The organism is Enterococcus sp. FDAARGOS_553 (assembly GCF_003812305.1).
Taxonomy (GTDB): domain Bacteria; phylum Bacillota; class Bacilli; order Lactobacillales; family Enterococcaceae; genus Enterococcus_D; species Enterococcus_D gallinarum.
Window position 1 is genome coordinate 2,770,204 of record NZ_CP033740.1, and the last position, 26,442, is coordinate 2,796,645.

General features: G+C 41.3%; 22 protein-coding genes. 6 read left to right on the forward strand and 16 right to left on the reverse strand.

From position 1 onward, the window contains the following. Positions 1 to 104: 104 nt before the first annotated feature. From EGX73_RS13750 to EGX73_RS13760, 3 genes are read left to right on the forward strand one after another with little or no spacing between them, the layout of a single operon-like run. Positions 105 to 860, forward strand: coding sequence for a DeoR/GlpR family DNA-binding transcription regulator (locus EGX73_RS13750; RefSeq protein WP_003126440.1), 756 nt, complete (start codon positions 105 to 107; stop codon positions 858 to 860). Continuing rightward, complete coding sequence (gene pfkB / locus EGX73_RS13755) at positions 857 to 1,771, forward strand: 1-phosphofructokinase (RefSeq protein WP_003126439.1); 915 nt, start codon at positions 857 to 859, stop codon at positions 1,769 to 1,771. The genes EGX73_RS13750 and pfkB overlap by 4 nt, the downstream gene beginning before the upstream one ends. A gap of 22 nt (positions 1,772 to 1,793) precedes the next feature. After that, complete coding sequence (locus EGX73_RS13760; RefSeq protein ID WP_123867011.1) at positions 1,794 to 3,698, forward strand: fructose-specific PTS transporter subunit EIIC; 1,905 nt, start codon at positions 1,794 to 1,796, stop codon at positions 3,696 to 3,698. Positions 3,699 to 3,820: 122 nt separating this feature from the next. Here the strand turns inward: EGX73_RS13760 and EGX73_RS13765 are convergent, their stop codons facing one another. Next, positions 3,821 to 5,152, reverse strand: a complete 1,332-nt coding sequence (locus EGX73_RS13765) for a hypothetical protein (protein WP_003126437.1) — start codon at positions 5,150 to 5,152, stop codon at positions 3,821 to 3,823. Between the two features lie 131 nt (positions 5,153 to 5,283). Between EGX73_RS13765 and EGX73_RS13770 the strand changes: the two genes are divergently transcribed. Then, on the forward strand, positions 5,284 to 5,466 hold the full coding sequence (locus EGX73_RS13770; protein WP_029486767.1) for an SPJ_0845 family protein: 183 nt from the start codon (positions 5,284 to 5,286) through the stop codon (positions 5,464 to 5,466). A gap of 115 nt (positions 5,467 to 5,581) precedes the next feature. On the opposite strand, the gene yihA is transcribed toward EGX73_RS13770, so the two are convergent. The 7 genes from yihA to EGX73_RS13805 form a co-directional block, all read right to left on the reverse strand. Next, positions 5,582 to 6,169, reverse strand: coding sequence for a ribosome biogenesis GTP-binding protein YihA/YsxC (gene yihA, locus EGX73_RS13775; protein WP_003126435.1), 588 nt, complete (start codon positions 6,167 to 6,169; stop codon positions 5,582 to 5,584). A gap of 81 nt (positions 6,170 to 6,250) precedes the next feature. Beyond that, the gene (clpX, locus tag EGX73_RS13780; RefSeq protein WP_005471356.1) at positions 6,251 to 7,495 is read right to left on the reverse strand and encodes an ATP-dependent Clp protease ATP-binding subunit ClpX; all 1,245 of its coding nucleotides are present in this window, start codon (positions 7,493 to 7,495) and stop codon (positions 6,251 to 6,253) included. Between the two features lie 288 nt (positions 7,496 to 7,783). Next, positions 7,784 to 9,067, reverse strand: coding sequence for a trigger factor (tig, locus tag EGX73_RS13785; protein ID WP_123867012.1), 1,284 nt, complete (start codon positions 9,065 to 9,067; stop codon positions 7,784 to 7,786). Between the two features lie 141 nt (positions 9,068 to 9,208). After that, positions 9,209 to 10,153 (reverse strand): hypothetical protein, encoded by a 945-nt coding sequence (locus tag EGX73_RS13790; protein ID WP_123867013.1) that lies wholly within the window; start codon positions 10,151 to 10,153, stop codon positions 9,209 to 9,211. 149 nt (positions 10,154 to 10,302) lie between these two features. Continuing rightward, on the reverse strand, positions 10,303 to 11,088 hold the full coding sequence (locus tag EGX73_RS13795; RefSeq protein ID WP_123867014.1) for an RDD family protein: 786 nt from the start codon (positions 11,086 to 11,088) through the stop codon (positions 10,303 to 10,305). A gap of 2 nt (positions 11,089 to 11,090) precedes the next feature. Beyond that, on the reverse strand, positions 11,091 to 12,116 hold the full coding sequence (sppA, locus tag EGX73_RS13800; RefSeq protein ID WP_096711050.1) for a signal peptide peptidase SppA: 1,026 nt from the start codon (positions 12,114 to 12,116) through the stop codon (positions 11,091 to 11,093). Between the two features lie 14 nt (positions 12,117 to 12,130). Continuing rightward, positions 12,131 to 12,421, reverse strand: coding sequence for a hypothetical protein (locus EGX73_RS13805; protein WP_003126427.1), 291 nt, complete (start codon positions 12,419 to 12,421; stop codon positions 12,131 to 12,133). A gap of 447 nt (positions 12,422 to 12,868) precedes the next feature. Here EGX73_RS13805 and glmS point away from each other — a divergent pair, with 447 nt between their 5' ends. Next, positions 12,869 to 14,671: a glutamine--fructose-6-phosphate transaminase (isomerizing) gene (gene glmS, locus EGX73_RS13810; protein ID WP_029486765.1), complete on the forward strand. Its 1,803-nt coding sequence runs from the start codon at positions 12,869 to 12,871 to the stop codon at positions 14,669 to 14,671. 248 nt (positions 14,672 to 14,919) lie between these two features. Here the strand turns inward: glmS and EGX73_RS13815 are convergent, their stop codons facing one another. The 5 genes from EGX73_RS13815 to nifJ form a co-directional block, all read right to left on the reverse strand. Continuing rightward, positions 14,920 to 15,231, reverse strand: coding sequence for a DUF3784 domain-containing protein (locus tag EGX73_RS13815; RefSeq protein WP_041120212.1), 312 nt, complete (start codon positions 15,229 to 15,231; stop codon positions 14,920 to 14,922). Between the two features lie 173 nt (positions 15,232 to 15,404). Continuing rightward, a complete protein-coding gene (gene glmM / locus EGX73_RS13820; protein WP_021149797.1) occupies positions 15,405 to 16,760 on the reverse strand; it encodes a phosphoglucosamine mutase in 1,356 nt (451 codons plus the stop codon). Positions 16,761 to 16,776: 16 nt separating this feature from the next. Continuing rightward, on the reverse strand, positions 16,777 to 17,871 hold the full coding sequence (locus EGX73_RS13825; RefSeq protein WP_003126422.1) for a YbbR-like domain-containing protein: 1,095 nt from the start codon (positions 17,869 to 17,871) through the stop codon (positions 16,777 to 16,779). After that, entirely contained in the window at positions 17,868 to 18,749 is an 882-nt protein-coding gene (cdaA, locus tag EGX73_RS13830) for a diadenylate cyclase CdaA (RefSeq protein ID WP_005471347.1), read from the reverse strand. Before cdaA ends, EGX73_RS13825 begins: the two co-directional genes overlap by 4 nt. 212 nt (positions 18,750 to 18,961) lie before the next feature. Beyond that, positions 18,962 to 22,657 carry a pyruvate:ferredoxin (flavodoxin) oxidoreductase gene (nifJ, locus tag EGX73_RS13835; protein ID WP_123867016.1) on the reverse strand — a complete coding sequence of 1,232 codons (3,696 nt, stop codon included), beginning with the start codon at positions 22,655 to 22,657 and terminating at the stop codon, positions 18,962 to 18,964. A 226-nt stretch (positions 22,658 to 22,883) separates the two neighbouring features. Here nifJ and EGX73_RS13840 point away from each other — a divergent pair, with 226 nt between their 5' ends. Next, positions 22,884 to 23,399, forward strand: coding sequence for a DsbA family protein (locus tag EGX73_RS13840; protein WP_003126419.1), 516 nt, complete (start codon positions 22,884 to 22,886; stop codon positions 23,397 to 23,399). Between the two features lie 155 nt (positions 23,400 to 23,554). On the opposite strand, the gene whiA is transcribed toward EGX73_RS13840, so the two are convergent. The 3 genes from whiA to rapZ are packed head-to-tail and all read right to left on the reverse strand — an operon-like array spanning position 23,555 to position 26,394. Further along, positions 23,555 to 24,490: a DNA-binding protein WhiA gene (whiA, locus tag EGX73_RS13845; protein WP_003126418.1), complete on the reverse strand. Its 936-nt coding sequence runs from the start codon at positions 24,488 to 24,490 to the stop codon at positions 23,555 to 23,557. 15 nt (positions 24,491 to 24,505) lie between these two features. Further along, on the reverse strand, positions 24,506 to 25,507 hold the full coding sequence (gene yvcK / locus EGX73_RS13850; protein ID WP_005471344.1) for a YvcK family protein: 1,002 nt from the start codon (positions 25,505 to 25,507) through the stop codon (positions 24,506 to 24,508). Beyond that, entirely contained in the window at positions 25,504 to 26,394 is an 891-nt protein-coding gene (rapZ, locus tag EGX73_RS13855; protein WP_003126416.1) for an RNase adapter RapZ, read from the reverse strand. The genes yvcK and rapZ overlap by 4 nt, the downstream gene beginning before the upstream one ends. Positions 26,395 to 26,442 lie beyond the last annotated feature (48 nt).

Sequence of the window (26,442 nt, forward strand, 5' to 3'; positions counted from 1 at the left end):
ACCGTTTAAGAATGTATTACCCTTACATTTTGATTGTTTTTAAACGATTGTGATTGATTATGACTGTTTTATGTGCTATCATAACAATTGAAGAGGTGATGTAAATGCTTACAGAAGAGCGTCATCAAAGGATTTTAGCCCTTTTAGAAGAAACGGATATCGTGAAAGTCAGCGAATTGATCCATCAATTACAAGCATCTGAGTCCACTATCCGTCGCGATTTACAAGAACTTGAAGCACAGGGAGTTTTGGTCCGAATCCATGGAGGTGCCAAAAAGATCCAGCACCTTGGATTTGAACCCAATATGAAAGAAAAAACGCAAAAGTTCCAAGTAGAGAAACAAAAAATCGCCCAATATGCCGTCTCATTGATCAAAAAGGATGAGGTCATTTACTTGGATGCTGGAACCACAACTTTAGAAATGATCCCTTTCTTGTCATCGATCTCAAATGTGAAGGTTGTAACCAACTCTGTCAAACATGCGGCATTACTGATCGATCAAGGAATCGAGACATTGATTTTAGGAGGAACGATCAAAATCAGTACGAACGCTGTCTTGGGGAGCGGTGCCAGTGAGCAATTGCGAAAACTGCGCTTCAATCGCTGTTTTATTGGAATGAATGGTGCTCATGTAGACGCAGGCTTTACGACTCCAGATCCTGAAGAAGCAATGATCAAAAAAATCGCGATTGAAAATAGTCAAAAAGCTTATGTATTACTGGACCATTCTAAATTTCAACAAACTACTTTTGCTCAAGTTGCTGCCATTGAAGACGCAGAGATTATCACAGACTTCTGTCCGAAAAACTATGCGGCTAAATTTCGAACACAAACGACTATTATGGAGGTATCCGAATGATTTATACTGTCACACTCAACCCATCAATTGACTATATTGTCCACGTCGAAGCATTACAATTGGGCGAACTTAATCGAATGAAGCAAGACTTTAAACTTCCTGGCGGCAAAGGCATCAATGTTTCTCGTATTTTACAGCGGATCCAGATCCCTTCCACTGCACTTGGATTTATTGGCGGATTCACTGGACGTTTCATTGAAGATTGGCTGATCAATGAAAGAATCACGACCGATTTCACACAAGTTGCTGCCGATACAAGGATCAATATTAAATTAAAATCTGGCGAAGAAACTGAAATCAACGGATTAGGGCCAACAATCTCAAAGGATGAAAGTCAGCAATTGAAAGACAAACTGTCTTCTCTTACCAAGGAAGATATCGTCATTTTTTCTGGTAGCAAACCAAATGGACTGACGGCTGACTACTATCAAGAGTTGATCGCCATCGTCAAAGAAGCTGGAGCCGAGTTCGTCATTGACACAACGGGTCCAGAGTTGTTCGCAGCATTACCCGACCAACCGTTGCTGATCAAACCCAACAATCATGAATTAGCGGAATTGTATCAAACGACATTCCACTCCTTCGAAGATATTTTACCTTATGGACAAAAATTAATCGCTGATGGCGCCAAGAATGTCATTGTCTCCCTTGGCGGAGATGGAGCCATTTTCTTTACTGGAAACGAAATCTACCGCTCGAATGTTCTGAAGCGTTCACTGAAAAACTCGGTTGGAGCTGGCGACTCAATGATTGCTGGCTTTATCGGACAATATACAGCAACAAAAAATGCACTGGAAGCCTTTAAATGGGGAGTTGCTTGCGGCAGCGCCACTGCTTTTTCAGATGATTTAGCCACATCAGCATTTATTCAAGAATTATTGCCAGAAGTTGTTATTGAAAAGATACTTTGACTTAATATAAGGAGGATAAACAATGAAAATCAACGATTTACTCTTAAAAGATGCCATGATCATGGACCTTCAAGCAACGGATAAAAAAGGTGTGATTGACGAAATGGTTGCCAAACTTTATGAAGTTGGCCGCATTTCAGATATTGCTGTCTACAAAGAAGGGATCTTGGCTCGCGAAGCCCAAACATCAACCGGTCTTGGCGACGGTATCGCAATGCCTCATGCGAAAAATCAAGCAGTCAATGAAGCGACTGTTTTATTTGCTAAAAGTAAAACCGGTGTGGATTATGAGGCACTGGATGGTCAACCTACTTACCTCTTCTTCATGATCGCTGCTCCTGAAGGAGCTAATGATACCCATTTACAAGCCTTAGCTGCTCTTTCACGCTTGTTGATTGATCCAGAATTTGTTGAGAAATTAAAGAAAGCACCAACTGCGGATGCAGTCCAACAACTATTTGCTGAAGCAGAAGTACAAAAAGAAGAACAGACAGATGTCATAACTACAGAGTCAGTGAGTGATCGCCCTTATATCGTTGCTGTTACAGCCTGTCCAACAGGTATTGCTCATACTTACATGGCTGAAGATGCATTAAAGAAAAAAGCCAAAGAACTAGGCGTAGAAATCAAAGTTGAAACGAATGGTTCGGAAGGCATTAAAAATCGATTAACAGAAGAGGACATTGCACGAGCAGCTGGCGTCATTGTCGCTGCTGATAAAAAGGTCGAGATGGATCGTTTCAACGGCAAACATCTAGTGAATCGTCCTGTTAGTGACGGGATTCGTAAGACGGAACAACTGATCAATGAAGCTTTAAGCGGTAATGCTCCTGTCTTTCACAGTAGCGGACAAACAGTTGCAGAAGAATCTTCTGCTGATGGTACGTTTGGTCAACGAATCTATAAAGATTTGATGAATGGTGTTTCCCATATGTTGCCATTCGTTATTGCAGGCGGAATCATGATCGCTATTTCCTTTATGGTCGATCAATTCATGGGTGTACCGCAAGACGCTTTAAATCAATTAGGTAGTTATAATCAACAAGCTGCTTGGTTCAATCAAATCGGTAATGCCGCTTTCGGATTCATGTTACCTGTCTTGGCTGGATTTATTGCATCGAGTATCAGTGATCGCCCAGGTTTGATCGTTGGTTTTGCTGCTGGCGCATTGGCAAACAGTGGTGGCGCAGGATTCCTTGGTGCATTGATTGGTGGATTTTTAGCAGGATATGTCATCAAATTCTTGCGCAATCTTTTCAAAGGTTTACCTAAGTCATTAGACGGAATCAAAACGATTCTCTTTTACCCTGTTTTTGGTTTGTTGATTACTGGGTTCCTCATGCTAATGATCAATGTCCCAATGAAAGCGATCAATGACGGCTTAAACAGCTTCTTAACAGGATTGAGTGGAACAAATGCCGCTTTACTAGGTGCTCTGTTAGCAGCTATGATGGCAGCCGATCTAGGTGGTCCAATCAACAAAGCTGCCTATGTGTTCGGTACAGCAACACTTGCCACAACGGTTGCCGAAGGTGGTAGTGTCGTAATGGCCTCAGTCATGGCTGGTGGAATGGTGCCGCCATTGGCGATCTTTATCGCAACAGTTTTATTCAAAAATAAATTCACTAAAGATCAAAAAGAAGCAGGTTTGACGAATATCGTGATGGGCTTATCTTTTGTTACTGAAGGTGCGATTCCTTTTGCAGCAGCTGATCCTCTTCGGGCCATTCCAAGTTTCGTGATTGGTTCTGCTTTAACTGGTGCCCTAGTCGGTGCATTCAATATTCAATTGATGGCTCCTCACGGTGGGATCTTTGTGGTCCTTTTACTATCAAAACCATTATTATTCCTATTGTTCATATTAATTGGTGCGATTGTTTCAGGAATCATCTTCGGTTTGTTAAAAAAAGAAGTAACTACCGCTTAATACGTGTTGTGTGAAACAACTAGCGTCTCCTATGCAAAAAAATCTCCAGCGTGTTTGAAACACACTGGAGATTTTTTTGCGAGAATCATTCAACTTCCTTGTCTTTGCTATTTTATATGGCTCTATTTATTTCCAGAAATGGATTGGTGTTCAGCTAAGCGTTCCATATTCATAAAATAGACCCGCAAGCGATGGGTTTCTTTTTTTAGATTGACCCAGGTATATTTTTTGCTGCGATGCAATAAACCAAAGCGAACATCTGACATACGATCTTTCAATTCGTCGATAGGAATATCTGTCATCGCCTCTTGCGGCAAATAGAACTGCAAACAAACGGTGTATTCTTCAAAATGTTCCGTAGTGTAATCCGCCTCTAAATGACTGCGAATATAAAATTCATAAGCATCTAAGCCATTATCGAGCGTTAACTGTGGTTTTAAGACAATGTAATCCATCATCCGCATGCCTTCTTGGTCGATCCAAGGGAAATAAGCCTGTGCATTCAACAATCCCCTCACCCGACGTTCTTGGTAAATCTCACGAACTAAATCAAAGTTCCGAGTGATAAAATGGGTCGCTTTGCGTTTGACGGTGGGCTGTAAACGATCATTTTGATATTGGATCGTTTGGATCAACTGATGGCCAAACGCGTATTCAATAAACGGTTCTCGCAAAATCCCTACTCCGTTATCCCAAGTAAGTTGATCCACCCCGATTTGGTCCCGAAACAAACGTTGATAGGAAAGGTTGGCAGGATGATCCCATTGAAACGGATCACGGTAAAGCTCCACCATGACAACCCCTTCCTCCATCGTTTGGATTTGTTCTACTTGTTGGGCATCTTTAATAATCACTAACGGCAACACTCGCTCATAGTACTCTGAGAAATACATGCGCCAACAGGAAGTTAAACAAAACCCGTTATAAAAAACATCATATCCGGCAAATTGATTGCAATCGATCACGATTTCTTTGGCATGGTTTTTTCGCTTTGGTAATTCAGCGATTTCTTCTGGTTTCTGAAAGTTATAGCGTTTCTCTACACTTTCGACATTATGATTGAGGAATTCATCATAAGCTCGAATATAACTAAAGAGACCGCCTTGTTCCATTGTGGTCTTTATATAACTCAGTAATAGTTCTCGCGATCCCTGAAAAACATCAAATGTAAAAAGATGTCGTTGCAGTACGGCTTCTTGGACAACGTGTATACTGGATTCATTTTGTCCATCGGTTAAAATCAGTTCAAAATTGACCTCGTCAATACTTCCCTCCAGCAATGAGCGTACTTCAGCGATATCATAGGAGTGGATTTCCTTTTGATTTAAATAGTAGCTGGTGGGGGTAAAGGAAAGACGGACCAAAGCGAACCAGTTGGCTATTTGTTCACGCATCAGAGCATCGGCGAGTTGTGCCGATTGAATAAAGGCATAGATTTTCTTCGTTTTGATCATCTTTCTCACCTCTTTATGTACTTCTTATTTTATTATAGTAAAGGGATTCATGATTGAACACTATTTCGCTTACTTTTGAGATGAAAAACTTTGGTTTTCATGGTAAACTAGAGGCGCTTGGAGGTGGGAATATGGGATTAAAATTCCAACGTGAAGATTCTCTTGATAAAATGTTCGATGAGTTTGCTATTCTTCCCGACAATGACAAAAAAGAGAACAAACCCGACATCGAACGCTTCTTGAATGCGAAAGAAGATAAAGAAGAAACTGAAAAAAATACGGATCTTAAAAAACAAACAAAAAAAACATCCTAATCGATGTTTTTTTTGTTTGCACAGAATTTTTCCGATAAAAGATGTTCCGGAGCAAACTTTCTCCGTTTATTTTCTAGTCCTGAGAGATTGCCCCATGCATCTTACCTCTTATCTATTATTGCTTGATGGCCGCTTCTATCGCTTGCCAAGCTTCTTCTTTCCCCTGTTTAGTGATGGAAGAAAAAAGAATAAAGGTGTCTGCTGGATCGAATTCCAGCGCTTTTTTGATCACACTTTCATGCTTGTTCCATTTCCCGCGAGGAATCTTGTCTGCTTTCGTGGCCACCACGATTACTGGAATCTCATAATATTTCAAAAACTGATACATTTGAATATCTTCCTGAGAAGGCGCATGGCGCAGATCCACTAGAGAGACGACTGCCCGCAGCTGCTGTCTCTCTGCAAGATACGTCTCGATCATCTTCCCCCACTTTGCCCGCTCCGTTTTTGAAACTTTTGCATAGCCATATCCTGGCACATCCACAAAATGCAAGGTGTTTTCAATCAAGTAAAAATTCAATGTTTGGGTCTTACCAGGTTTCGAAGACGTTCGCGCTAAATTTTTTCGATTAATCAATGTATTGATAAAGGAAGACTTCCCAACATTGGAACGACCCGCTAACGCGATTTCCGGTAAATGCGTATCCGGATATTGTGCCGGTGAAACAGCACTAATCACAATTTCTGCATCATGTACTTTCATCTGCTCGCTCCCTTCTAATAAAATCTCATATGCTTTCAGAAAGAAAGTCGGATAGTCATCAAACTATCCGACTTACTAAAATCAAACTGCTTTTTTTGTTTCTTCATTATAAATGATTGTCGGTTCACCGATTTCTTTGGCTGCATCTTCGGTAATAATGACTTTTTCAATCGACTCATCAGAAGGAACATTGAACATCACGTCCATCATGATATTTTCGATAATCGAACGTAAACCACGAGCACCCGTATTGCGTTCGATCGCTTTATCCGCAATCGCGCGTAGAGCAGCTGGTTCAAACTCAAGCTCAGTATCGTCTAATGCTAACAGTTTTTGGTATTGTTTGACTAGCGCATTTTTCGGCTCCGTCAAAATACGGACCAAGTCATCGGTCGTCAATTTGTCTAAAGCTGCCATAACCGGCAAACGGCCAATAAATTCTGGGATCAAGCCGAATTTCAACAAGTCTTCAGGAATGATATGTTGCATGATGCTTTCATCTTCTGAGAACCGTTTGTTGTTCGTTCCAAAACCGATCGTTTTTTCACCCATCCGGTTTTTAACGATGGTATCAATCCCGTCAAATGCACCACCAACGATGAATAAAATATTCGTCGTATCGATTTGAATCATTTCTTGATGAGGATGCTTCCGTCCACCTTGAGGCGGTACACTTGCTTGTGTCCCTTCCAAGATCTTCAGCAACGCTTGTTGCACCCCTTCACCCGATACATCTCGCGTGATCGAAACATTTTCGCTTTTACGAGCGATTTTGTCGATTTCATCAATATAAATGATGCCCTTTTCTGCCATTTCAACGTTATAGTCCGCTGCTTGCAGAAGTTTCAGCAAAATATTTTCTACATCTTCTCCGACATATCCAGCTTCCGTCAAGCTGGTGGCATCGGCGATAGCAAATGGCACATTCAATGAACGGGCCAATGTTTGAGCAAGGAACGTTTTCCCAGAGCCAGTTGGTCCAATTAGACAAATATTGCTTTTTTGCAACTCAACGTCTTCTGCGGTCGGCTCAACGTTCACTCGTTTGTAATGATTGTAAACCGCTACAGCAAGTGTCTTTTTCGCACGATCTTGTCCGATGACGTAATCATTTAATATATGCAGCAATTCTTGTGGTTTAGGTACCTCGGTAAATTCACGAATGGCTTCTTCGTAGAACTCTTCGTCAATGATCTCCTTGCACAAGTCGATACATTCATTACATATGTATACACCAGGACCGGCAACGATCTTCTTTACTTCCTCTTGCGTCTTCCCGCAAAAAGAACAACGAACAGCGTCATTTCCATTTGTGTTGTCGTACATACTGTTCACCCCTTGATAAATTTCTAACCTGTAAAGGAGTGGAATTGGTTTTACTATCTTTACAGTCTTTAATCATCTTATCATAACTCATTTGAAAGAAAAAGCTATTTCTCATGGCCGTTACGTTTTCTTAGCAATTGACCACGTCCGCAAAATAAGTCAAGATCATCCTGCTCAAAAAGGCAAAGTAAGCAAAAAACGATCGTATGAAATATACACACCATTGCTTTTTGATCAATCAAAAAGGGCAAACATCGGAAAAGACGTTTGCCGCTCTTTTGATGAAAATTAAGCTTCTTTCGCCGTACCAGTTACGATTTCAACGGCTTTCTTCATTGTGATGTCATGTTTCAACATATCTTCTGTCAAGACGCGTTTGATTTGATCAACAGGCATGTTGTAAGCTTCTGAAAGCTCTTGAATTTCTTTTTCGATGTCTTCTTCAGTTGCTTCCAAACCTTCTGCTTTTGCGATTGCTTCAATCACAAGGTTAGTTTTCACACGAGTTTCTGCTTCGCCTTCAAATTGTTGATGCAAGTCAGCTTCCGTTGAACCAGTCAATTGATAGTACATTTCTGGTGAAATTCCTTGACGTTGCATGTTGTTCAAGAACTCATCCATTGAGCGGTGAACTTCGTCATGGACCATAGAATGTGGTAATTCAACGATTTCTGCGTTTTCAACTGCTTGGCGAATCGCTGCTTCATCTTTTGCATCTCCAGCAGCTTTTTCTTTTGTTTCTGTCAATTCTTTGCGGTATTTTTCTTTTAGTTCAGCAAGTGTTTCAACGCTATCATCAACATCTTTGGCAAATTCATCATCTAATTCAGGCAATTCTTTTGCTTTGACTTCGTGAACTGTTACTTTAAAGACTGCATCTTTACCTGCTAGATCTTCTGCTTGATAATCTTCAGGGAAAGTGACGTTGACTTCTTTGCTTTCGCCAGCTTTCACTCCTACTAATTGATCTTCAAAACCTGGGATGAAAGAGTTAGAACCCAATTCTAATGAATAGTTTTCGCCTTTGCCGCCTTCAAATGTTTCTTCACCTAAGAAACCTTCAAAGTCGATAACGACTGTATCGCCATTTTCAGCAGCTTCGTCTTCTTTGATGACTAACTCAGCTTGTGCTTCTTGTTCACGTTTGATGCGAGCATCTACGTCTTCTTCTGTTACTTCACGATCTTGTTTTTCAACAGTCAACTCTTTGTAATCACCAAGTTTAACTTCTGGTTTCACAGTCACTTCTGCTTTGATCACCCAGTCTTGACCTTTTTCCATGCTGTCAACATCGATTTTTGGTTGTGATACTGGATCAATACCAGCTTCTTTAACTGCTGCTTCATAAGCTTCTGGCAAGACAGCATTCAATGCATCTTCATACAATGCTTCTTCTCCGTACATACGGTTAAATACTTGGCGAGATACTTTTCCTTTACGGAAGCCAGGTACGTTTAAGTTGCCTTTCACTTTATTAAATGCAGTCGTCAAGCCTTTTTGGATTTCAGCTTGCTCGATCGAAAATGTCAATACACCATCATTGGTGCCTGTTTTTTCCCATTTTGCAGTCATTTATTTCCCTCCGAATAACAATTATATTTTACATATGAAATAGTTTCATGCATACCTTTAAATAGTACACTAACGTTCTTTAATTGTAAACATTTTACCTAGAAACTTCTCGTTTTTTTCTTGAGTGATCTGCTTTCAGAATTAGAAAGAACCCAAAATCTTTCGTAATCTTGTTTTCTTACGTTGGATCTCCTCGTCGATCGCTTGTGGTTCGCTTTTTGCAAAAAGATCTTGATACTCATCGATATAGCTTTGTACCCAGCGATCAATCTCTTGGGTTTCTGGCAAGAACGGATAGCTTAAAGCAAAATGATCATTCAACTCTTCTAAAATGCCTTCTGCTAAGGTTGGATTTTCTTGCCCGATTCGTTCATTCACAGCTTGTCGCATTTGGCTGAAAACTGGCACTTCCCTCAATAAAGATAACTGATTGGGAATGATCTGCCGTTGATCCCCCATGTAGTCTATCAATTCAAACTGCTGTGAACTTCCTAAACGGACAAGTTCTTCTACTAGTTTTGGTAACAAAAAAGGATTCGTTAACTGAGGAAGCAGCTCCGTCATCAACGATACAAACTGATCCTTTGTGAGTCCTTGGGAAAAAACGTGCCATGTGTGCCCGCTAACTGGTTGGTTGCTGCTGTCCATTGCAAGCAATGACTGTTTTTTTCCTAAAAAATCTTCCAAACCAAGTATTTGTTGAACTTCTTCTACTTTATCCAATTCTTTCACTAAATTTTCGCTTGTCGCTTCAGAGATCACCGAAAATTCCTCTGCGAGTCTTATCCATTTTCTCGCTTGCAAGTATTGACCATCAAGAATCAACAAATGACCAATTTGAACAAAACCATTTGGATCTTGTAGGTATTCATCCAAGAAATCATCTGCCACTTCCAACGCTTTTGCAAAATCAGCCAGTTGCTGTAAGCACTTAACGAGAGACTGATTGATCTCAAAAGAAGAATGCTCAGTATAAATTTCCTGGTAATCATGGTAAGCCTTCAGATAATCTTTTGCCTGATATGCTTTTTCTGCTGAATGACGCAGGCGGTCTTCAGGTTTTGGAAACTGGATCGTGTCTCCCATATCTCATTCTCCTTTATCTGTAATCGATCTGCAATCGCACTTCCGCTTGTATGGTGCAATCTTCTGGTAGCAAGACCGCTTTTCAACGGGTCAGTCTTCGTTTGCCTCAAATAGAGACTGACCGCTCATTACGCTATTGTCTATTCTTGTTACATATTGGCATTTGCCTGTTTATTGAATGCTTTAATCAAATTGATAGTAACCACACTGGTCTCAGAAAAATAATCTCCGGCATGCTGCTTTTCTTTAGTAAAAATCACTGGCAAATAACCGCAATAAAAGAAAGGATTGAATTGCAAAACGTAGCGCATACACAGTTCTCTTGTCAGAACTGTTTTCCAACTCAAATCAGCTTCTGTAAATGACACGACCCGAATACCGAAAATCATCTTACCTACCGTTTGTCCCTGATTGAACTTTGTTAATAAAACAAAATAGCCTAAGTAGATGGCCAACGAGAGTAACTGGTAGAGTCCAAAAGGATGCCCGCTACTTGACCAACCACCTAAGTGATAGATCGTATCCAGAGTAATTCCTGTAATAGCTCCGATACAAAGTACATCTACGAGATAAGCAAATAGCCGAATCCAAAACCCAGCAAAAAAGTAATCTGGAAAATCATTCACTCGTCTGCGTTCTTTCTGTTTGTCTTCTATCCCCTCATACCGTTGCCATTCTTTTTGTCGCTGATCAATCTCTTCCTCGCTAAATTCTTTTCTCTTAAACGAGCCCAATACTTGTTGATAGAAATCATCTGGATGATTCGTCACAGCGGCCTCTTGATTTGGGGTATCCACAGCTAGTTGTACTTCTTGATTCGCCTGCTCTGTAGAGATTCCAGAGGTCGACTCTAGATTTTCCAGAGTTACGTTTTCTGCTCCCTGTTCAACAGGTTGTTGTTTGATTCGTGGCTCTTTCGTTTCTTTTTCAGGCATAGTTATTCACCTCCATAATAATAAAGAGGTTTCGGCGCATCCATCGTACCCAGGCTTTCTACTACTTGCAAAAGACGACTAGACTCAGATGCCTTCAGCCCTTGAAACTCTGCCAGCTTTGAACCCAGCCATGTAGAAGCGAACCCTGTGGAACCGACACCATATTCAAAAATTTCCGCATCCTCTAACCCTTGATCTGCTTCTAATGCAGCGAAGGCGTCCTCAGGAAACCCAATTTCGTCAACTAACCCGTTCTCCACAGCTTGTTGACCATCATAAATCCGTCCGTCAGCAATTTTTCTAACAGCTTCATCTGACATGCCTCGTCCTTCAGCTACAATGGAAACAAAGCGTCCGTATGCATTATCCACGTAAGTTTGCAGAACTTTCTTGTCCTCATCGGTAGCGGCTCTTGTAGAGGAACCCATATCTTTCAAGTCACCACTTTTATAGGTGCTATCTTCGATCCCTAATTTATCCAATAAACCTGAATAATTCAATCCAGACATAATAACTCCGATAGAACCTGTCACGGTTTCATCTGTGGCAAAGATTTTGTCCGCACCCGCTGAGACATAATAACCACCGCTAGCTGCGGTGTTCTTCATACTAACATAGACAGGAATTCCAATTTCTTTGATCTTTTTCATTTCACGAGCAATCTCTGCACTTTCGTAAACTCCGCCCCCAGGCGAATTCACTTCAAATAGAATCCCTTTGATCGTTGGGTCCTCTTGCGCGGCACGTAATTCTTCCAGAAATAATTGATGATCATATCCTTCTGTTGAGAACAATCCACCACCTGAAGTATTCGCAATCGTCCCTTCCAAAGTCAAGCGAAGGATGCGGTTATTGCTATCTCCAGCCGCTATTTGATGTTCCTCCAATTCATTGCTTCCGTATAAAAGAGCATTCAATCCGTCCAGTGACGACTCTTCATTTGCTGGCGGAGCCATCAAAGCAAAAACACCTGAGCACACAAACAATCCAATTGCAATCGCAACAGCCACCCATCTTCTCTTATTCATTTTTCCACTCCTTTTTAATAGCGGTTCTCAATCACAATTACCGCTTCAACTAGTCCACTTGCATCGAATTTTTCGCTTTTTTCTTTCAATGCGTAGCCGCCGAAATATTCTTTAGTTAATTCATCTTGCACTCGAAACGCTTGTGCTTCTTGAACAGAGATTGCACCCGGAAGAATTTCCTGCAGGCTGTCCCAACCAGTGTCTAACATGATTTTTGTATCATCATTGACATTTTCTTGTTTCTCTAATCTTTCCACTATTTCCTTTAACTCGGAAAACGTCATACATTGTACAGTTTCTGACATCTTCATCCCTCACTTTCTTCTGTCATTGTATCGAAATTAAAAAAAAAAGGATAGTCAAAAAGGACAATTCCAATTTTACGAATTGGATCATCCGCAATTCTCCTTCTTTAAATCTCCATTACAGAACAAACATTGCCTCTGATAACATCTATACCAATTATTTTTTTTAGCTTTTTCTATTGACTAACTCCCTTATAAATATTATGATAATGCATGTATTTCTACAAAATAATTTAAGGAGGATAGATAGACCAATAGGAATAGCGCCAGATCTGTACAACAGATGACGAGGAGAGAGTTTATCGAAGTTTTCGGCGGGTAACTCTAGGGACTGCACTCTATAAGCAAGAACAAAACCTCATCTTGAGATGAAAACAAACCTCTTGCTGCGCAGGTAGAAATACATAATGAATCGTAAATAAGTAGTGGAAAGTAGGATTTGTCATTATGTGTGGAATCGTAGGAATTGTAGGAAAATCAAATGCTGAACAAGTCATTTTGAATGGTTTGGAACGTTTAGAATATCGTGGGTATGACTCAGCAGGTTTATATGTTGCTGATCGTACTTCTGGCCACTTAGTCAAAGCACAAGGGCGTATCAAAAACTTGGAAGACAAAGTCACACCAGAAGTAACAGGAACGATCGGTATCGGACACACTCGCTGGGCAACTCATGGTAAACCATCAGAAAAAAATGCCCACCCTCATACTTCTTCTAACCAAGAATTAGTACTGGTTCATAACGGAGTAATCGAGAATTTTGAAGAATTGCATCAAAACTATTTAAATGATCATCACTTCGAAGGACAGACAGATACAGAGATTGTCGTCCACTTGATCGAAGTATTGAAAAAAGACCTTTCGACTAAAGAAGCGTTCAAAAAGGCACTCTCATTGATTCGTGGTTCTTATGCCTTTGCATTAGTTGATAAAAATGACCCTGAAACCATCTATGTAGCAAAAAATAAAAGTCCGTTATTGATTGGGCTTGGGGATGGGTTTAACGTTATTTGTAGTGATGCATTGGCTATGCTGGATCAGACTACTCATTTCGTTGAAATTGAAGACGGTGAAATGGTAACTGTGACGGCAGAAACGATTGAAATCGAAGACCTAAAAGGAAATCTTGTTTATCGCGAGTCTTATGAAGCACAACTTGATTTAACAGACATCGAAAAAGGAACGTATCCTTACTATATGCTGAAAGAAATCGACGAGCAGCCAGCTGTGATGCGTCGTCTCATTCAAGAGTATCAAGGCACAGGAGAAGTGACGATCGATGACGCATTAAAGGATCAAATGGTTGCGAGCGACCGCATCTACATCGTTGCTTGCGGAACCAGTAATCACGCTGGTTGGGCCGCAAAAGCGATTCTAGAATCTCTGACACAGATTCCTGTTGAAGTACATTTATCAAGTGAATTCGGCTACAACATGCCTTTGCTGTCTGCAAAACCTTTCTTTATTTTTCTATCACAAAGTGGAGAAACAGCCGACAGCCGACAAGTCTTGGTAAAAATCAATCAAATGAATTTGCCTAGTCTGACTATTACAAATGTAGCAGGCTCGACTCTTTCTCGTGAAGCTGACCATACATTGTTGCTTCATGCCGGACCTGAAATCGCCGTAGCTTCTACCAAGGCCTATACTGCTCAAATCGCAGTTTTAACCTTATTAGCAAAAGCAATCGGTGATGCTAAAGGTATTGCTGCTGCACAGGACTTCGATGTTTTCCATGAATTAAGTATTGTTGCCTCTGCTATGGAAACATTAGTTGATGAAAAAGCGGTCATCAGTCAATTAGCAGAAGATTATTTGTCTGTTAGTCGCAATGCGTTTTATATTGGTCGAAGCAATGACTATTATGTTTCCATGGAAGCTGCACTGAAGCTAAAAGAGATTTCTTATATTCAAGCAGAAGGATTTGCAGCTGGCGAATTGAAACATGGAACCATCGCACTGATCGAAGAAGGAACCCCAGTCATCGGAATCATCACTGAAGAAGTGACCGGCTCCCATACGAGAGGAAATTTGAAAGAAGTTGAGTCTCGTGGCGCTCATACTTTAGTCATCGTCAGCCAAGAACTAGCGAAAGCGACGGATCACATTGTTTTGCCTTCGGTCCATCCATTGGTTACTAGTTTAGTTGCCGTGATTCCTACGCAACTGTTGGCTTACTTTGCAACATTGCAACGAGGGTATGACGTGGATAAACCTCGAAATTTAGCTAAATCAGTGACTGTCGAATAAAACTTTTAAAAGTTTTTAGGCAGAAAAAAGAGCTGCGACAAGACGATTGTCGCAGCTCTTTTTTTCGTACAACCAATTAAAAGCAATTTTTTTAGACAAGCTGAAACTGCTTGGAATTGCCTATTTTGATCATCCTTTCTTTTCTCGTCCCTCAATTTTTTTAAAGTCTTTTAAGTAATGCACAAAACAGCAAGCAGCATTCATCCCAGATTCAGTGCACCTCTGTTGATTAACATAGGAGAAATGTATCATTTTTTTACACACCACGTGCCATTTATGATGATTATCCCTACTATCGTCAGTAAACTAGTTGCAACGAATAAAATATTCCCCATTAATGACCAGTGATCACTAAAAAGTAATGAAAGCAGGATGAAAGCACTCAGAACCAACATACCGATGCCTTTCGCTACATACAAACAATCTAAATCATACTGTGCCTTTTTTTCTTCAGAAGCCATATTGTATCCAGCAATCAATTGCCATCCATGTCTGCTTAAAAATAGGATACCTGTAATAAAAAACAAACCCAAGACTAACCATCCTGTTGTATTCCCCATCACACATTCATCCTCTCTACACGTCTGCCTAACGTTTAGATCCATTCAACCAATCGGTTTCTCGCGCTTTATACAGTGAGTATACCACATGAAAATCATTATTTGGATTATCATTATATTTTCACAAGATAAAAAAACCAACGAAAACGACTTTCGTTGGTTTTTGATCTCATTTATTCCGCACCGATTTCTTCCCGTACGACAGCTGCGATTTTATCGACATAATAATCTACTTTTTCTGTTGTTGGTGCCTCAGCCATCACGCGCAATAGTGGCTCTGTTCCAGAAGGGCGTACTAAGATTCTACCTTCCCCATTCATTTCTGCTTCTGTTTCTTCGACGATTTTTCGGATTGCCGGTACATCCATCGCGCCATTTTTATCTATCACACGAATATTAACTAATTTTTGCGGATAGATCGTAACTTCCCCTGCCAGCTCAGAAAGTTTTTTTCCAGTCTGCTTCATGATATTCAATAACTGGATACCAGACAGCATTCCATCCCCTGTCGTATTGAAGTCTAAGAAGATCATGTGTCCGGACTGTTCCCCGCCAAAGTTGTAGTCATTTTTGCGCATTTCTTCTACAACGTAGCGATCACCCACTTGAGTAATCACATCTTTCAAACCAATGGCTTCAACAGCTTTATGAAAACCTAAATTGCTCATCACAGTTGTAACGATGGTATCTTGTTTCAAACGTTTTTGTTCAGCTAAGTATTTTGCACAAATGTACATGATCTTATCGCCGTCAACAATATTACCTTGTTCATCAATAGCGATCACCCGATCACCGTCTCCATCAAAGGCTAGTCCAACATCGGCCCCTTTTTCGACAACGAACTCTGCTAATTTCTCAGGATGAGTGGAACCAACACCATCATTGATGTTCAAACCATTCGGCGAAGTTCCCATGGTATAAAAATCAGTTTCTAAGTCTGCAAACAACCGATTGACACTTGTAGCAGTCGCCCCATTGGCTGCATCTACACAGACGGTGATGCCCTCTAGATCACCCGGGATCGTTTGACGGAGAAATTGGGAATACTTCAAAAGACCTTCTGGAAATTCATCAACGGTTCCTAAACCTTCAGCTGACGGCCGTGGTAACGTATCTTCTGCAGCATCTAATAAAGCTTCGATCTCCGCTTCTTGTTCGTCCACCAATTTGAAGCCATCATTACCGAAGAATTTAATTCCGTTGTCTTGTGCTGGATTATGTGATGCTGAGATCATTACTCCAGCACTAGCTTTTTGGACCCGTGTCAGATAAGCCACACCCGGCGTTGAGATGACGCCTAGTTGAAACACTTCGATTCCCACAGATAGCAAACCAGCGATCAGTGCATTTTCTAATAACTGACCAGAGATTCGTGTGTCTCGCCCAACTAAGACGCGAGGTCGACGATCGTCTGTTTCATGTTGACTCAACACATATCCGCCATAGCGGCCAAGTTTAAATGCTAATTCTGGTGTAAGTTCCTTATTTGCTTCTCCACGAACACCATCTGTACCAAAATATTTTCCCATAATGTATTACCCTCTCTTATTCTTTACTCTCATCTGAAGTTGTAACAGTTGTTTCGCTTTCTGAATCACGGTTTTCTTCACTAGTAGATGATTCACTAGTTTCATCTGATCGAGATTCGGCAGATGACTCGTTGCCAGTTTGACCATTCGTTTCCGTTGATTGGAAAACAGGTGTCACTTGGATCGTCACTACTTTAGGATCAATCGTCACACCATCTGGCACTGGCACTTCAACAGTTCGCTCAACAGTTGAGGTGATTCTTGAAATATCGATTGGTACGCCAATTTGATCTAATGTATCTAAAATAGACTGGCTACCAGAAATCGTTCCGCTGATTGCACTCATTCTATAGATAAAATGGGAGATGCCGTTAGGAACTGTTCCTTGCTGGGTGACGAATAATTCCACTTGTTTTGTCGGGGCTTCTAATGTTACCGTTACGTTAACTGTTTCGGGATCTGGCAAAATTGCTAATGCATTTTTAGCGGTATCCCACGCTTGTATCGTTCCTTTGACTGTTGAAGAGGACGTTCCGATCTCATTAGGATCAATGACAGCCACCACACGATCGATATCATTTAAGGTGCGATCACCCGTAGTGATCGCTACTTTCTGAGGATCTGCCTCTAGAGAAGCGATAGAATACCCTTCCTTTATATCTGCGCCCGATATGACTGGTTCAACAGTAAATGTTTTTGTTACTTTCTTTTCAATAGTCACTGTGATGGTCTTCGGCTCGATTTCAGCTGTTACACCCGAACTCAAATTCTGAACTTCTAAAGGAACTTCATGCGTTCCTTCCCCTAATTCAGAGAGATCCGCCATCACGCGAAAGTTTCGTGTCTCATCATTTTTTTCTGCATTCAACTGGATACGATTTCGACTTTTCAAGGTGACATTCACGGTGGTTTCATACCCTTGGATAAAATAGCTATCTGTATCATACGTCGTTTGGATGGGAACATTGCTAAGATGTTCTTCATAACCACTAGTAGAGCCGGATAGATTGACTTGCAGTGTGGAACCACTAGCAATAAAAAACAACACCAAACTAAAGAACAGCGCTAGTATACCATAAAAAATATTTCGTTGGCGTTCTTTCTTAATCATTTTCTTCCCCCTTTGTTCACACCGTCAAGGAAAGATTGCAGTAGATTACGTTTTGCTGTTTTTTCTTCAGGCACAAGCTCTCGATTCAAAATATCCAAGTATTGTTCTCGAGATAACCCAGATAACAATTGGTTGTTCATAGTGATACTGACATCCCCAGTTTCTTCAGACACAACGATCGTCAAAGCATCACTGACTTCTGACACCCCCACTGCCGCCCGATGCCTAGTCCCGAATTCTTTAGGAATCAACAAGCTTTCTGAAAGGGGCAGATACGCACTCGAAACCGCAATTTTGCCGTCTCGTATAATGACTGCTCCGTCGTGCAAAGGTGTGTTGGGAATAAAAATATTGATCAATAGTTCTCCGGTAATATCGGCATCCAAGGCAATCCCAGTTTCGACATACTCTTCCAAACCGGTAGTTCGCTCAATTGTAATCAAGGCACCTATTTTGCGTTTCGCCATATACTGGATCGCTTTATCTAAAGATTGGACCATCACTTCGTCTTCGTGCTTTTCAGACTTAGAGGTCTTGAATAGCGAACTCCGACCTAAATGTTCCAAACCTCGCCGAATCTCCGGTTGAAAAATGACAATAGCAGCGATCACCCCATAGGTGATTACTTGATCCATCAGCCATGAGAGAGTTCTCAAACCAATCAAACCCGCTAAAAAACGTAAGACGATAAACAGCCCGACCCCTTTGAATAGCTGGATCGCCTTGGTCCCTCTGACTAACTGAATCAATTTGTAGACCACATACCAGACAACTAAAACATCCAAAACATTGATTAAAAACGAAATAGAAAATATATTAAACGAGAAAACTTCTCTCCAATAATCAAAATTAAAAAAATCACTGAAATTCATCGACATAAACAGCCTTCCTTTATTCTTAAGACTTCAAATAATAGTATAACATAGGACTTCTTTTAACACGTTGAAAAAAAGCAAATTTATCTCATTTTTTCAAAAAAAATCTCACTTTTTTCTGGACTCTCGATTATTGGATAACACGGTTGATCTTTACGTAATGGAGCTTAAAAAAAACAGCTCTGCCAGATACTGGCTAGAGCTGTGACACTTGCCTATTCTGATTTTTTTCTCCGCTCCGCTCTGGCAGCTCTTCTTGCCGCGCGAACTGCTTCGACTTCAGGATCAGAGACTGATCTACGCTGTTTAGTTCTAACAGATTCTCCTTGTTTTTCCACCGATTGAGGTTCTGCTTCAGACAATGGCTCTTTTTCTAATTTTGCTCGAATCTTTTCTTCTTGCCCAGCAAGACGCGCATAATTATAGAAACGGTTTTTGGCATCCAAGACTGTTTTTGTGAATAATGCACTTGCAGCACTTGGGTTAGCTGCACCTAAGGCTGAAAAACGAACCTGTGTTTTCATAAACGTTGGCATCAACGAAAAATCAGGTTTTTTATAGTCTAGTGTCATTGCTGGCTTACCTTTTTCAGTCATTAATGGGTTGTAACGGTATAGAGACCAATAACCGGAAGCCACTGCTTCTTTTGCTTCTTTGATGGATTGTCTCATGCCACCTGCTAATCCATGGGTGATACATGGTGTATAAGCAATGATCAGAGATGGTCCAGGGAATTTCTCCGCTTCTTCGAAAGCTTTGATCGTCTGCATTTGATTGGCTCCGGAAGCAATTTGCGCCACGTATACATGACCATATGTCATAGCCATCATCCCTAAATCTTTTTTCGACACATATTTCCCACTAGCTGCAAACTTAGCAATCGCTGAAGTTGGGGTTGCTTTAGAGACTTGCCCGCCAGTATTTGAATAGACTTCATTATCTAAAACTAGAATATTTACATCCGCGCCTGAGGCCAAGACATGATCGATTCCGCCAAATCCGATATCGTAAGCCCAACCATCGCCACCAATCATCCATTGACTTGGCTTTACAAACAAGTCGCTGTCGTCAAGAATCGCTTGCAAACTTGGCTGTTGATGAATTTCTTGTTGTAAAGCAGCCTGTAATTTTGCCGCCCTCTGTTGGCTTCCTGCACTTTCTTCCCGATGATCGATCCAGTCTTGCATAATCCCTTGTAGATCTATCGGAACAGTGATTAAGGCTGCCTGCATTTTTGCTGCTAAGGCTTCTCTTCGTGTTTGATTTGCTAGAAACATCCCATAACCAAATTCGGCATTGTCTTCAAATAGTGAATTGGACCATGCCGGTCCTTGCCCTTGGTCGTTGGTCGTATAAGGAGACACCGGAGCAGCGCCGCCCCAAATCGATGAGCAGCCGGTGGCATTTGCGATCATCATGCGGTCTCCGAACATTTGAGTCAACAGTTTGACATACGGAGTTTCGCCACATCCTGCACAGGCTCCTGAAAATTCTAGAAGCGGTTTATTGAATTGGGTGCCCATTACGGTACCCGGTTTTGCCGGATTCTCTTTCTGACGTAGTGTCATAGCAAAGGCCCAATTCATTGCTTGCTCTTTTTGGCTTTCATAAGAGCTCATGACCAAAGCTTTGTCCTTTGCGGGACACGCTTCAACACAAAGCCCGCAGCCAGTACAATCTTCAATTGAAACTTGGATTCGATACTTCTGACCATCTTTTCCTCGCATTTCTCGAACAATAAACCCTTCTGGTGCCTCTGTCAGTTCATCTTCATCCACTAAGAAAGGTCGAATCGCTGCATGCGGACAAACAAATGCACATTCATTGCACATCGTACAACGGTCGGATAACCATTCTGGCACTTCTAAAGCAATCCCTCGTTTTTCCACTGCAGTGGTCCCTAGAGGCATCGCTCCTTCCGTCATTTGATTCCGAACGAGCGTCCCCACTGATAATTGATTGCCTTCCTGTCGATTGATTGGCTCAACGATCTCCCGAACATAACGGGATGTTGCAGTTGATTTCCGTTCAGGCACATCAATGAAGGCCCATTCAGCTGGCACTTGAATCTCGTAAAGCAATTCAAGGGTCCGATCAATCGCTAAATAGTTTTTTTCGACAATTTCCATGGACTTATGTCCGTAATTCTTTAATACCTCCGCTTTTAAAATCGGCAGAACCTCGTCGAAAGGCATAATATCAGACAAATAGAAAAAGGCAGTTTCCATTGCCGTGTTGATGCGTCTGCCGAGCCCAGTCTCCATTGCTAATTGCATGGCATTGATGGTATAAAAACGGATGTCATTTTCTGCAATGTAACGCTTGATGTGTTTAGGAAGACTAGTTGCAATTTGTTGCTCATTCCAGGTGGTATTTAGTAGGAAGGTACCGCCTTTTTTTAGCCCCTTCAGCAAATCATATGTATGCAGATACGCAGGGGTATGGCATGCGACAAAGTCAGCATGCTCGATCAAATAAGTCGAGCGGATCGGTGTGTCTCCGAAACGCAAATGGGAGACTGTTAATCCTCCTGATTTTTTGGAATCATAATAAAAATAACCTTGAACATACTTATCTGTGTGATCGCCAATAATTTTGATCGCTGATTTATTGGCACCCACGGTTCCATCGGAGCCAAATCCCCAAAATTTCGCCTGAAATGTATTGGGATTGGTCAAGTCCAAAGTAGCTTCCGTGTTCAACGAGAGATGGGTAACATCATCCATGATCCCAATCGTAAACCGTCTTTTTTGCTCACTTTTTGTTTTCGTCAGTTCTTCGTATACAGCAACGATTTGATCTGGCGTTATATCTTTTGAACCCAATCCATAGCGACCACCAATGACAGCTGGCCGGATCGCTGCATCATAAAGGGCACTTTGGACATCTAAAAGCAGAGACTCACCGTTTGCTCCCGGCTCCTTGCTACGGTCTAAAACGGCAATTGCTTTGACCGTTGATGGAAGTTTTTCCAAAAAGACTTCCAATGGAAATGGTCGATACAAATGAATTGTCAAGACCCCGACTTTTCTTCCTTGTTTGAGCAAATGATCCACCGTCTGTTGTACAGTCTGAGCCGAAGAACCCATTGTTACAATTACTTCTTCTGCATCAGCACAGCCATAATAATCGACCAAATCATAGTTGGTTCCGCGCAAATCATTAATGGCTTTCATGTATTTGCGAATTGTTGCCGGTAACGCATCGTAATGGGCATTGACCGTTTCTCGCTGTTGAAAATGAATATCGGGGTTTTGATTCGTTCCGCTAACCGTTGGATGGTTTGGATTCATTGCCTTTTCGCGAAAAGCTGCTAATTTTTCTTGATCAATCAATTGAGCCAATTCACTGTATTCAAGTACATCAATCTTCTGGATTTCATGGCTGGTTCGAAAACCATCAAAGAAATTCAGAAAGGGAATCCCACTTTCAATCGCCGCTAAATGAGCCACAGGTGCAAGATCCATAACTTCTTGAACACTGCTTTCCGCCAACATCGCAAAGCCTGTTTGGCGAGCCGCCATCACGTCTGTATGGTCACCAAAAATATTCAATGCATTCGTAGTGACTGCTCGGCTGGCAACGTGAAATACGCCAGGCAAACGTTCTCCCGCGATTTTGTACATATTTGGAATCATCAACAGCAATCCTTGCGAAGCTGTATAAGTCGTCGTTAAAGCCCCAGTCTTTAATGAACCATGTACTACACCAGCTGCTCCGGCTTCTGACTGCATTTCAACCACTTTCACTGGTTGTCCAAAAATATTTTTCTTTCCGCTGGCGGACCATTGATCTACCAATTCCGCCATTGTTGAACTAGGGGTAATAGGATAGATTGCGGCTAATTCTGTAAAAGCATAAGAAATGTAGGCTGCCGCTGTATTTCCGTCCATTGTTTTTTTCTTGCGCATCTCTCTAACTTCCTTTATCTTCCATTTTGAGCATTCTCACACAATCCATTATAGCTGAAAAATCTACTTGAATAAATACTGCAAATCAAAATAGCAGCGATTTAGTGAAAGAGCAAACGATACAGTTTCTATCTAATCTAAGATTTTTTCACAAATTTCATTTGGTTGTTTCTCCTTTTCTTTCTAGTTGAAATTCTGTTAAACTTAAAAAAAAGGAGGATGAAACATGGATATTTCAATTATCAAAGCTAAAGAAACAAATACGACTACTGGAATCAAGATTGGTGATGAAAATGCTAAGCCAATCATTGAATTCATGAATCTTCGTTGTCCTTATTGCCGCAAATGGTTTGAAGAGTCATTGCCGATCCTAACCGAAGCTGTTGCTGCGGGAAAAGTTCAACGAGTGATCAAATTATTCGATAAAGAAAAAGAGTCTCTTCAACGGGGAAATGTGATGCATCGGTTTGTAGCAACGGATAATCCTGCTCAAACGATCGCAGATATTACTAAAATCTATCAAACACAAGATCAATGGGGACATTTAACTTTAGAGGAGGTTGCAGAATTTGCGCAAAACCAGCTAGGATTAACCGAACATAACCATTCCACGTATGCTGGTGAAATCGTGGAAGAAGCCCGAAAAGCAAATATTCAATTTGTGCCGACCGTTATCGTAGGCAGTCACATTTTCGATGAATCAATCTCAGCGGATGAGTTGACACAATTGATCAATGAATAAAACCTGTGCCACAGTTCTAACAGCAACCCACTCTTGAAGGATAATCGACTCGCACGTGCGGTCCAACGAAGCCAAAACTACTTGATACTTAGCCGTTTTAGCTTCATTCTATCCCTTCAACTGTTGTCTTGTTATGACCTGTGGCACAGGTTAGTTTAACTGACTTTATCTCGCAAACGATCCGCAAATTCATTGATTTTACGGATTCGATGGTTGATGCCTGATTTGGAGATCGCTCCAGAAGGAATCATCTCTCCCAACTCCTTCAAGCTGACTTCAGGATGTTCCAATCGCAATTCTGCAATTTCCTGCAGCTTCTCTGGAAGAGCTCCCAGCCCCACCCGTTGTTGAATAAATTCAATATTGTCAATCTGTTTGGAAGCTGCATCGATGGTCTTGTTCATATTTGCTGTTTCACAATTCACCAAACGATTGACTGAATTGCGCATGTCGCGGACAATCCGAACATCTTCAAACTTGAGCATCGAATTGGTCGCGCCGATCAATGTGAGAAAATCGGCAATTTTTTCTGCGCCCTTTAAATAAGAAATAAAGCCATTTCGTCGTTCAAGGGCTCGCGCATTCAATCCATAATAGTTCAACATATCGCAGATATCTTGATTGTGCTCTTCATAGATCGAATAGATTTCCAAATGATAGCGGCTGGTCTCTGGATTGTTGACTGAACCTGATGCCATAAATGCCCCCCGTAAATAGGAACGCATTTTTTGGGCATTCCCCATAATTTCATCCGATACATGACTATGAAACATCAATCCATCCATAATATCTAAATCTAGCAATACACGTTTGGTCTCTTGTTTTAAGCGAACGATGTAAACATTGTTCTTTTTCAACTTCATTTTTCTACGAACCAACAGCTCACTTCGGACATTGTAGTGATCTTTCAATAAGGAATAAATCCGCCGAGCAATGGCAGCATTTTCTGTTTGCACATTGAGAACGAACTGCTGGTTGTTAATACTTAACGATCCATTCATTCGTATCAAAGCAGCTAATTCTGCTTTTGCATGTTCCCGATGTACTTCTAGTGATGTCAGTTCCTTTTTGACTTCTGCTGCAAAGGACATAGCGTCGCCTCCTTTCTAGATTTTGGCACCGTAGACGATCCGCAGTAATTCATCGATCACTTTATCACCGTCATGAAAGACACCGCCATCACGTAACTCTAAGAAATCCGCTGAAACCACGCGACAACTTTCATTCCGCAGTCCTTGGAAGTCATGTTTCACTTGGACAAGGTATTCATCGTAGATTTCTGGATCCATATAGCCTTCTGGGACCTTCTCTGTATTGACTAACACGGTATCAATAAAAGACTTCCCTAAATGTTGATGCAAAACTCGAACATGATCTGCATCAGTAAAGTGTTCTGTTTCCCCTTTTTGCGTCATGATATTGCAGATGTAAACAGTCTCCGCTGCCGTTTCTAGCAACGCCTGTCCGATCTCACTGATCATCAAATTCGGCAAGATACTCGTAAACAAGCTACCCGGTCCTAATACGATCATATCAGCTTCTAATATCGACGTCACAACTTTACGTGCAGCTTTGGGTTCATTTTCGTCATCTTGATTCCGCACAAACACGTGATCGATGGTTTTACGATCCAAGGCAATTTTGGATTCTCCCACTGCTTCTGTCCCGTCTTTAAAAACAGCGTGCAAAATTAAAGGTTGGTCAGAAGAGGGATAGACATGGCCATCAATGTGCATGATTTTTGAAAGTATCTGGATCGCTTCATAGGTACTGTTGCGCATTTCCGCAATGGCGGCAATGATCAAATTACCTAAGGCATGGTTTGCAAGAAATTTGTCTTCTTTCTTGAACCGATACTGAAAAATATCATTATAGAGTTGCGGCATATCTGACAAAGCAGCCAGCACATTGCGCAAATCACCTGGAGGCGAAATAGACGAAACTAGGTTGCGGATCTCACCACTGCTGCCACCATCATCTGCGACCGTCACAATTGCTGTGATATCAACACCTTGATTCCGCAAACTTTTTAAAATGACCGGCAGGCCAGTTCCGCCCCCAATGACAACGATCTTAGGTTTACGGATTCGATAGGTTTTCATTTTCATGATCGATTCACCGTCTCTTTGCGCTTATCTTTGTCACGATGGGTCACATTGACTTTGTAATTTTTTGCTAAAGCAGCGCTGATCCGTTCAGATAAAGCGACCGAACGATGTTGTCCGCCCGTACAACCAATTGCGACCGTCAAACTGCTTTTTCCTTCTTTGATATACCCAGGCATTATAGTTTCAAGCAATGTCTCAAATTGCTGATAAAACTCTTCAGTTTCTGGAAAAGACATGACATAGTCATATACGGTTTCATCTTTTCCCGTTAGCGGACGCAATTCGGGTATATAATGTGGGTTTGGTAAGAATCGCACGTCCATCACGATATCCGCATCGATAGGCAATCCGTATTTGAAGCCAAAGGAAACAACTTCCACCCGAAATCCATGTTCATGGGAAGAACGAAATTCTTGATTGATCTTTTCTCGCAGCTGTCTTGGTGTTAAAGTTGTCGTGTCGATCACGATATTCGCTTTTGTCTTCAAGTCTTCCAAGATCGCACGCTCTTTACGGATCCCTTCCGTTATTAAGCCGTCCATCGCAAGGGGATGGGCTCTGCGTGTCTCTTTATAACGAGAAACCAACTCATTGTCTGTAGCATCTAAGAACAATATTTTTGTATCGATGAATCGAGTATTCTCGATATCGATCAGCATGCTTTGGATTTCTTCAAAAAAGGAACGCGAACGCAAATCAACGACCAATGCAATTTTGGTCACTTTCCCTGACTCTTTGATCAATTCCCAGAATTTAGGAATTAAACTCGGCGGCATGTTGTCAATACAAAAATAGCCCATGTCCTCAAAACTTTGAATAGCAACGGTTTTTCCTGCTCCACTCATACCAGTGATGATCACTAGTTCTAAATTATCTACTTCTGTCATCGTAAAACTCCTTCCTCACTCATTAACAGTATATCATGCCGGGCGTAT

Excerpts from the sequence above, each read along its gene's own strand:
- EGX73_RS13750 (WP_003126440.1), top strand. The coding sequence starts at position 105 with ATGCTTACAGAAGAGCGTCATCAAAGGATTTTAGCCCTTTTAGAAGAA.
- pfkB (WP_003126439.1), top strand. The coding sequence starts at position 857 with ATGATTTATACTGTCACACTCAACCCATCAATTGACTATATTGTCCAC.
- EGX73_RS13760 (WP_123867011.1), top strand. The coding sequence starts at position 1,794 with ATGAAAATCAACGATTTACTCTTAAAAGATGCCATGATCATGGACCTT.
- EGX73_RS13765 (WP_003126437.1), bottom strand. The coding sequence starts at position 5,152 with ATGATCAAAACGAAGAAAATCTATGCCTTTATTCAATCGGCACAACTC.
- EGX73_RS13770 (WP_029486767.1), top strand. The coding sequence starts at position 5,284 with ATGGGATTAAAATTCCAACGTGAAGATTCTCTTGATAAAATGTTCGAT.
- yihA (WP_003126435.1), bottom strand. The coding sequence starts at position 6,169 with ATGAAAGTACATGATGCAGAAATTGTGATTAGTGCTGTTTCACCGGCA.
- clpX (WP_005471356.1), bottom strand. The coding sequence starts at position 7,495 with ATGTACGACAACACAAATGGAAATGACGCTGTTCGTTGTTCTTTTTGC.
- tig (WP_123867012.1), bottom strand. The coding sequence starts at position 9,067 with ATGACTGCAAAATGGGAAAAAACAGGCACCAATGATGGTGTATTGACA.
- EGX73_RS13790 (WP_123867013.1), bottom strand. The coding sequence starts at position 10,153 with ATGGGAGACACGATCCAGTTTCCAAAACCTGAAGACCGCCTGCGTCAT.
- EGX73_RS13795 (WP_123867014.1), bottom strand. The coding sequence starts at position 11,088 with ATGCCTGAAAAAGAAACGAAAGAGCCACGAATCAAACAACAACCTGTT.
- sppA (WP_096711050.1), bottom strand. The coding sequence starts at position 12,116 with ATGAATAAGAGAAGATGGGTGGCTGTTGCGATTGCAATTGGATTGTTT.
- EGX73_RS13805 (WP_003126427.1), bottom strand. The coding sequence starts at position 12,421 with ATGTCAGAAACTGTACAATGTATGACGTTTTCCGAGTTAAAGGAAATA.
- glmS (WP_029486765.1), top strand. The coding sequence starts at position 12,869 with ATGTGTGGAATCGTAGGAATTGTAGGAAAATCAAATGCTGAACAAGTC.
- EGX73_RS13815 (WP_041120212.1), bottom strand. The coding sequence starts at position 15,231 with ATGGGGAATACAACAGGATGGTTAGTCTTGGGTTTGTTTTTTATTACA.
- glmM (WP_021149797.1), bottom strand. The coding sequence starts at position 16,760 with ATGGGAAAATATTTTGGTACAGATGGTGTTCGTGGAGAAGCAAATAAG.
- EGX73_RS13825 (WP_003126422.1), bottom strand. The coding sequence starts at position 17,871 with ATGATTAAGAAAGAACGCCAACGAAATATTTTTTATGGTATACTAGCG.
- cdaA (WP_005471347.1), bottom strand. The coding sequence starts at position 18,749 with ATGTCGATGAATTTCAGTGATTTTTTTAATTTTGATTATTGGAGAGAA.
- nifJ (WP_123867016.1), bottom strand. The coding sequence starts at position 22,657 with ATGCGCAAGAAAAAAACAATGGACGGAAATACAGCGGCAGCCTACATT.
- EGX73_RS13840 (WP_003126419.1), top strand. The coding sequence starts at position 22,884 with ATGGATATTTCAATTATCAAAGCTAAAGAAACAAATACGACTACTGGA.
- whiA (WP_003126418.1), bottom strand. The coding sequence starts at position 24,490 with ATGTCCTTTGCAGCAGAAGTCAAAAAGGAACTGACATCACTAGAAGTA.
- yvcK (WP_005471344.1), bottom strand. The coding sequence starts at position 25,507 with ATGAAAATGAAAACCTATCGAATCCGTAAACCTAAGATCGTTGTCATT.
- rapZ (WP_003126416.1), bottom strand. The coding sequence starts at position 26,394 with ATGACAGAAGTAGATAATTTAGAACTAGTGATCATCACTGGTATGAGT.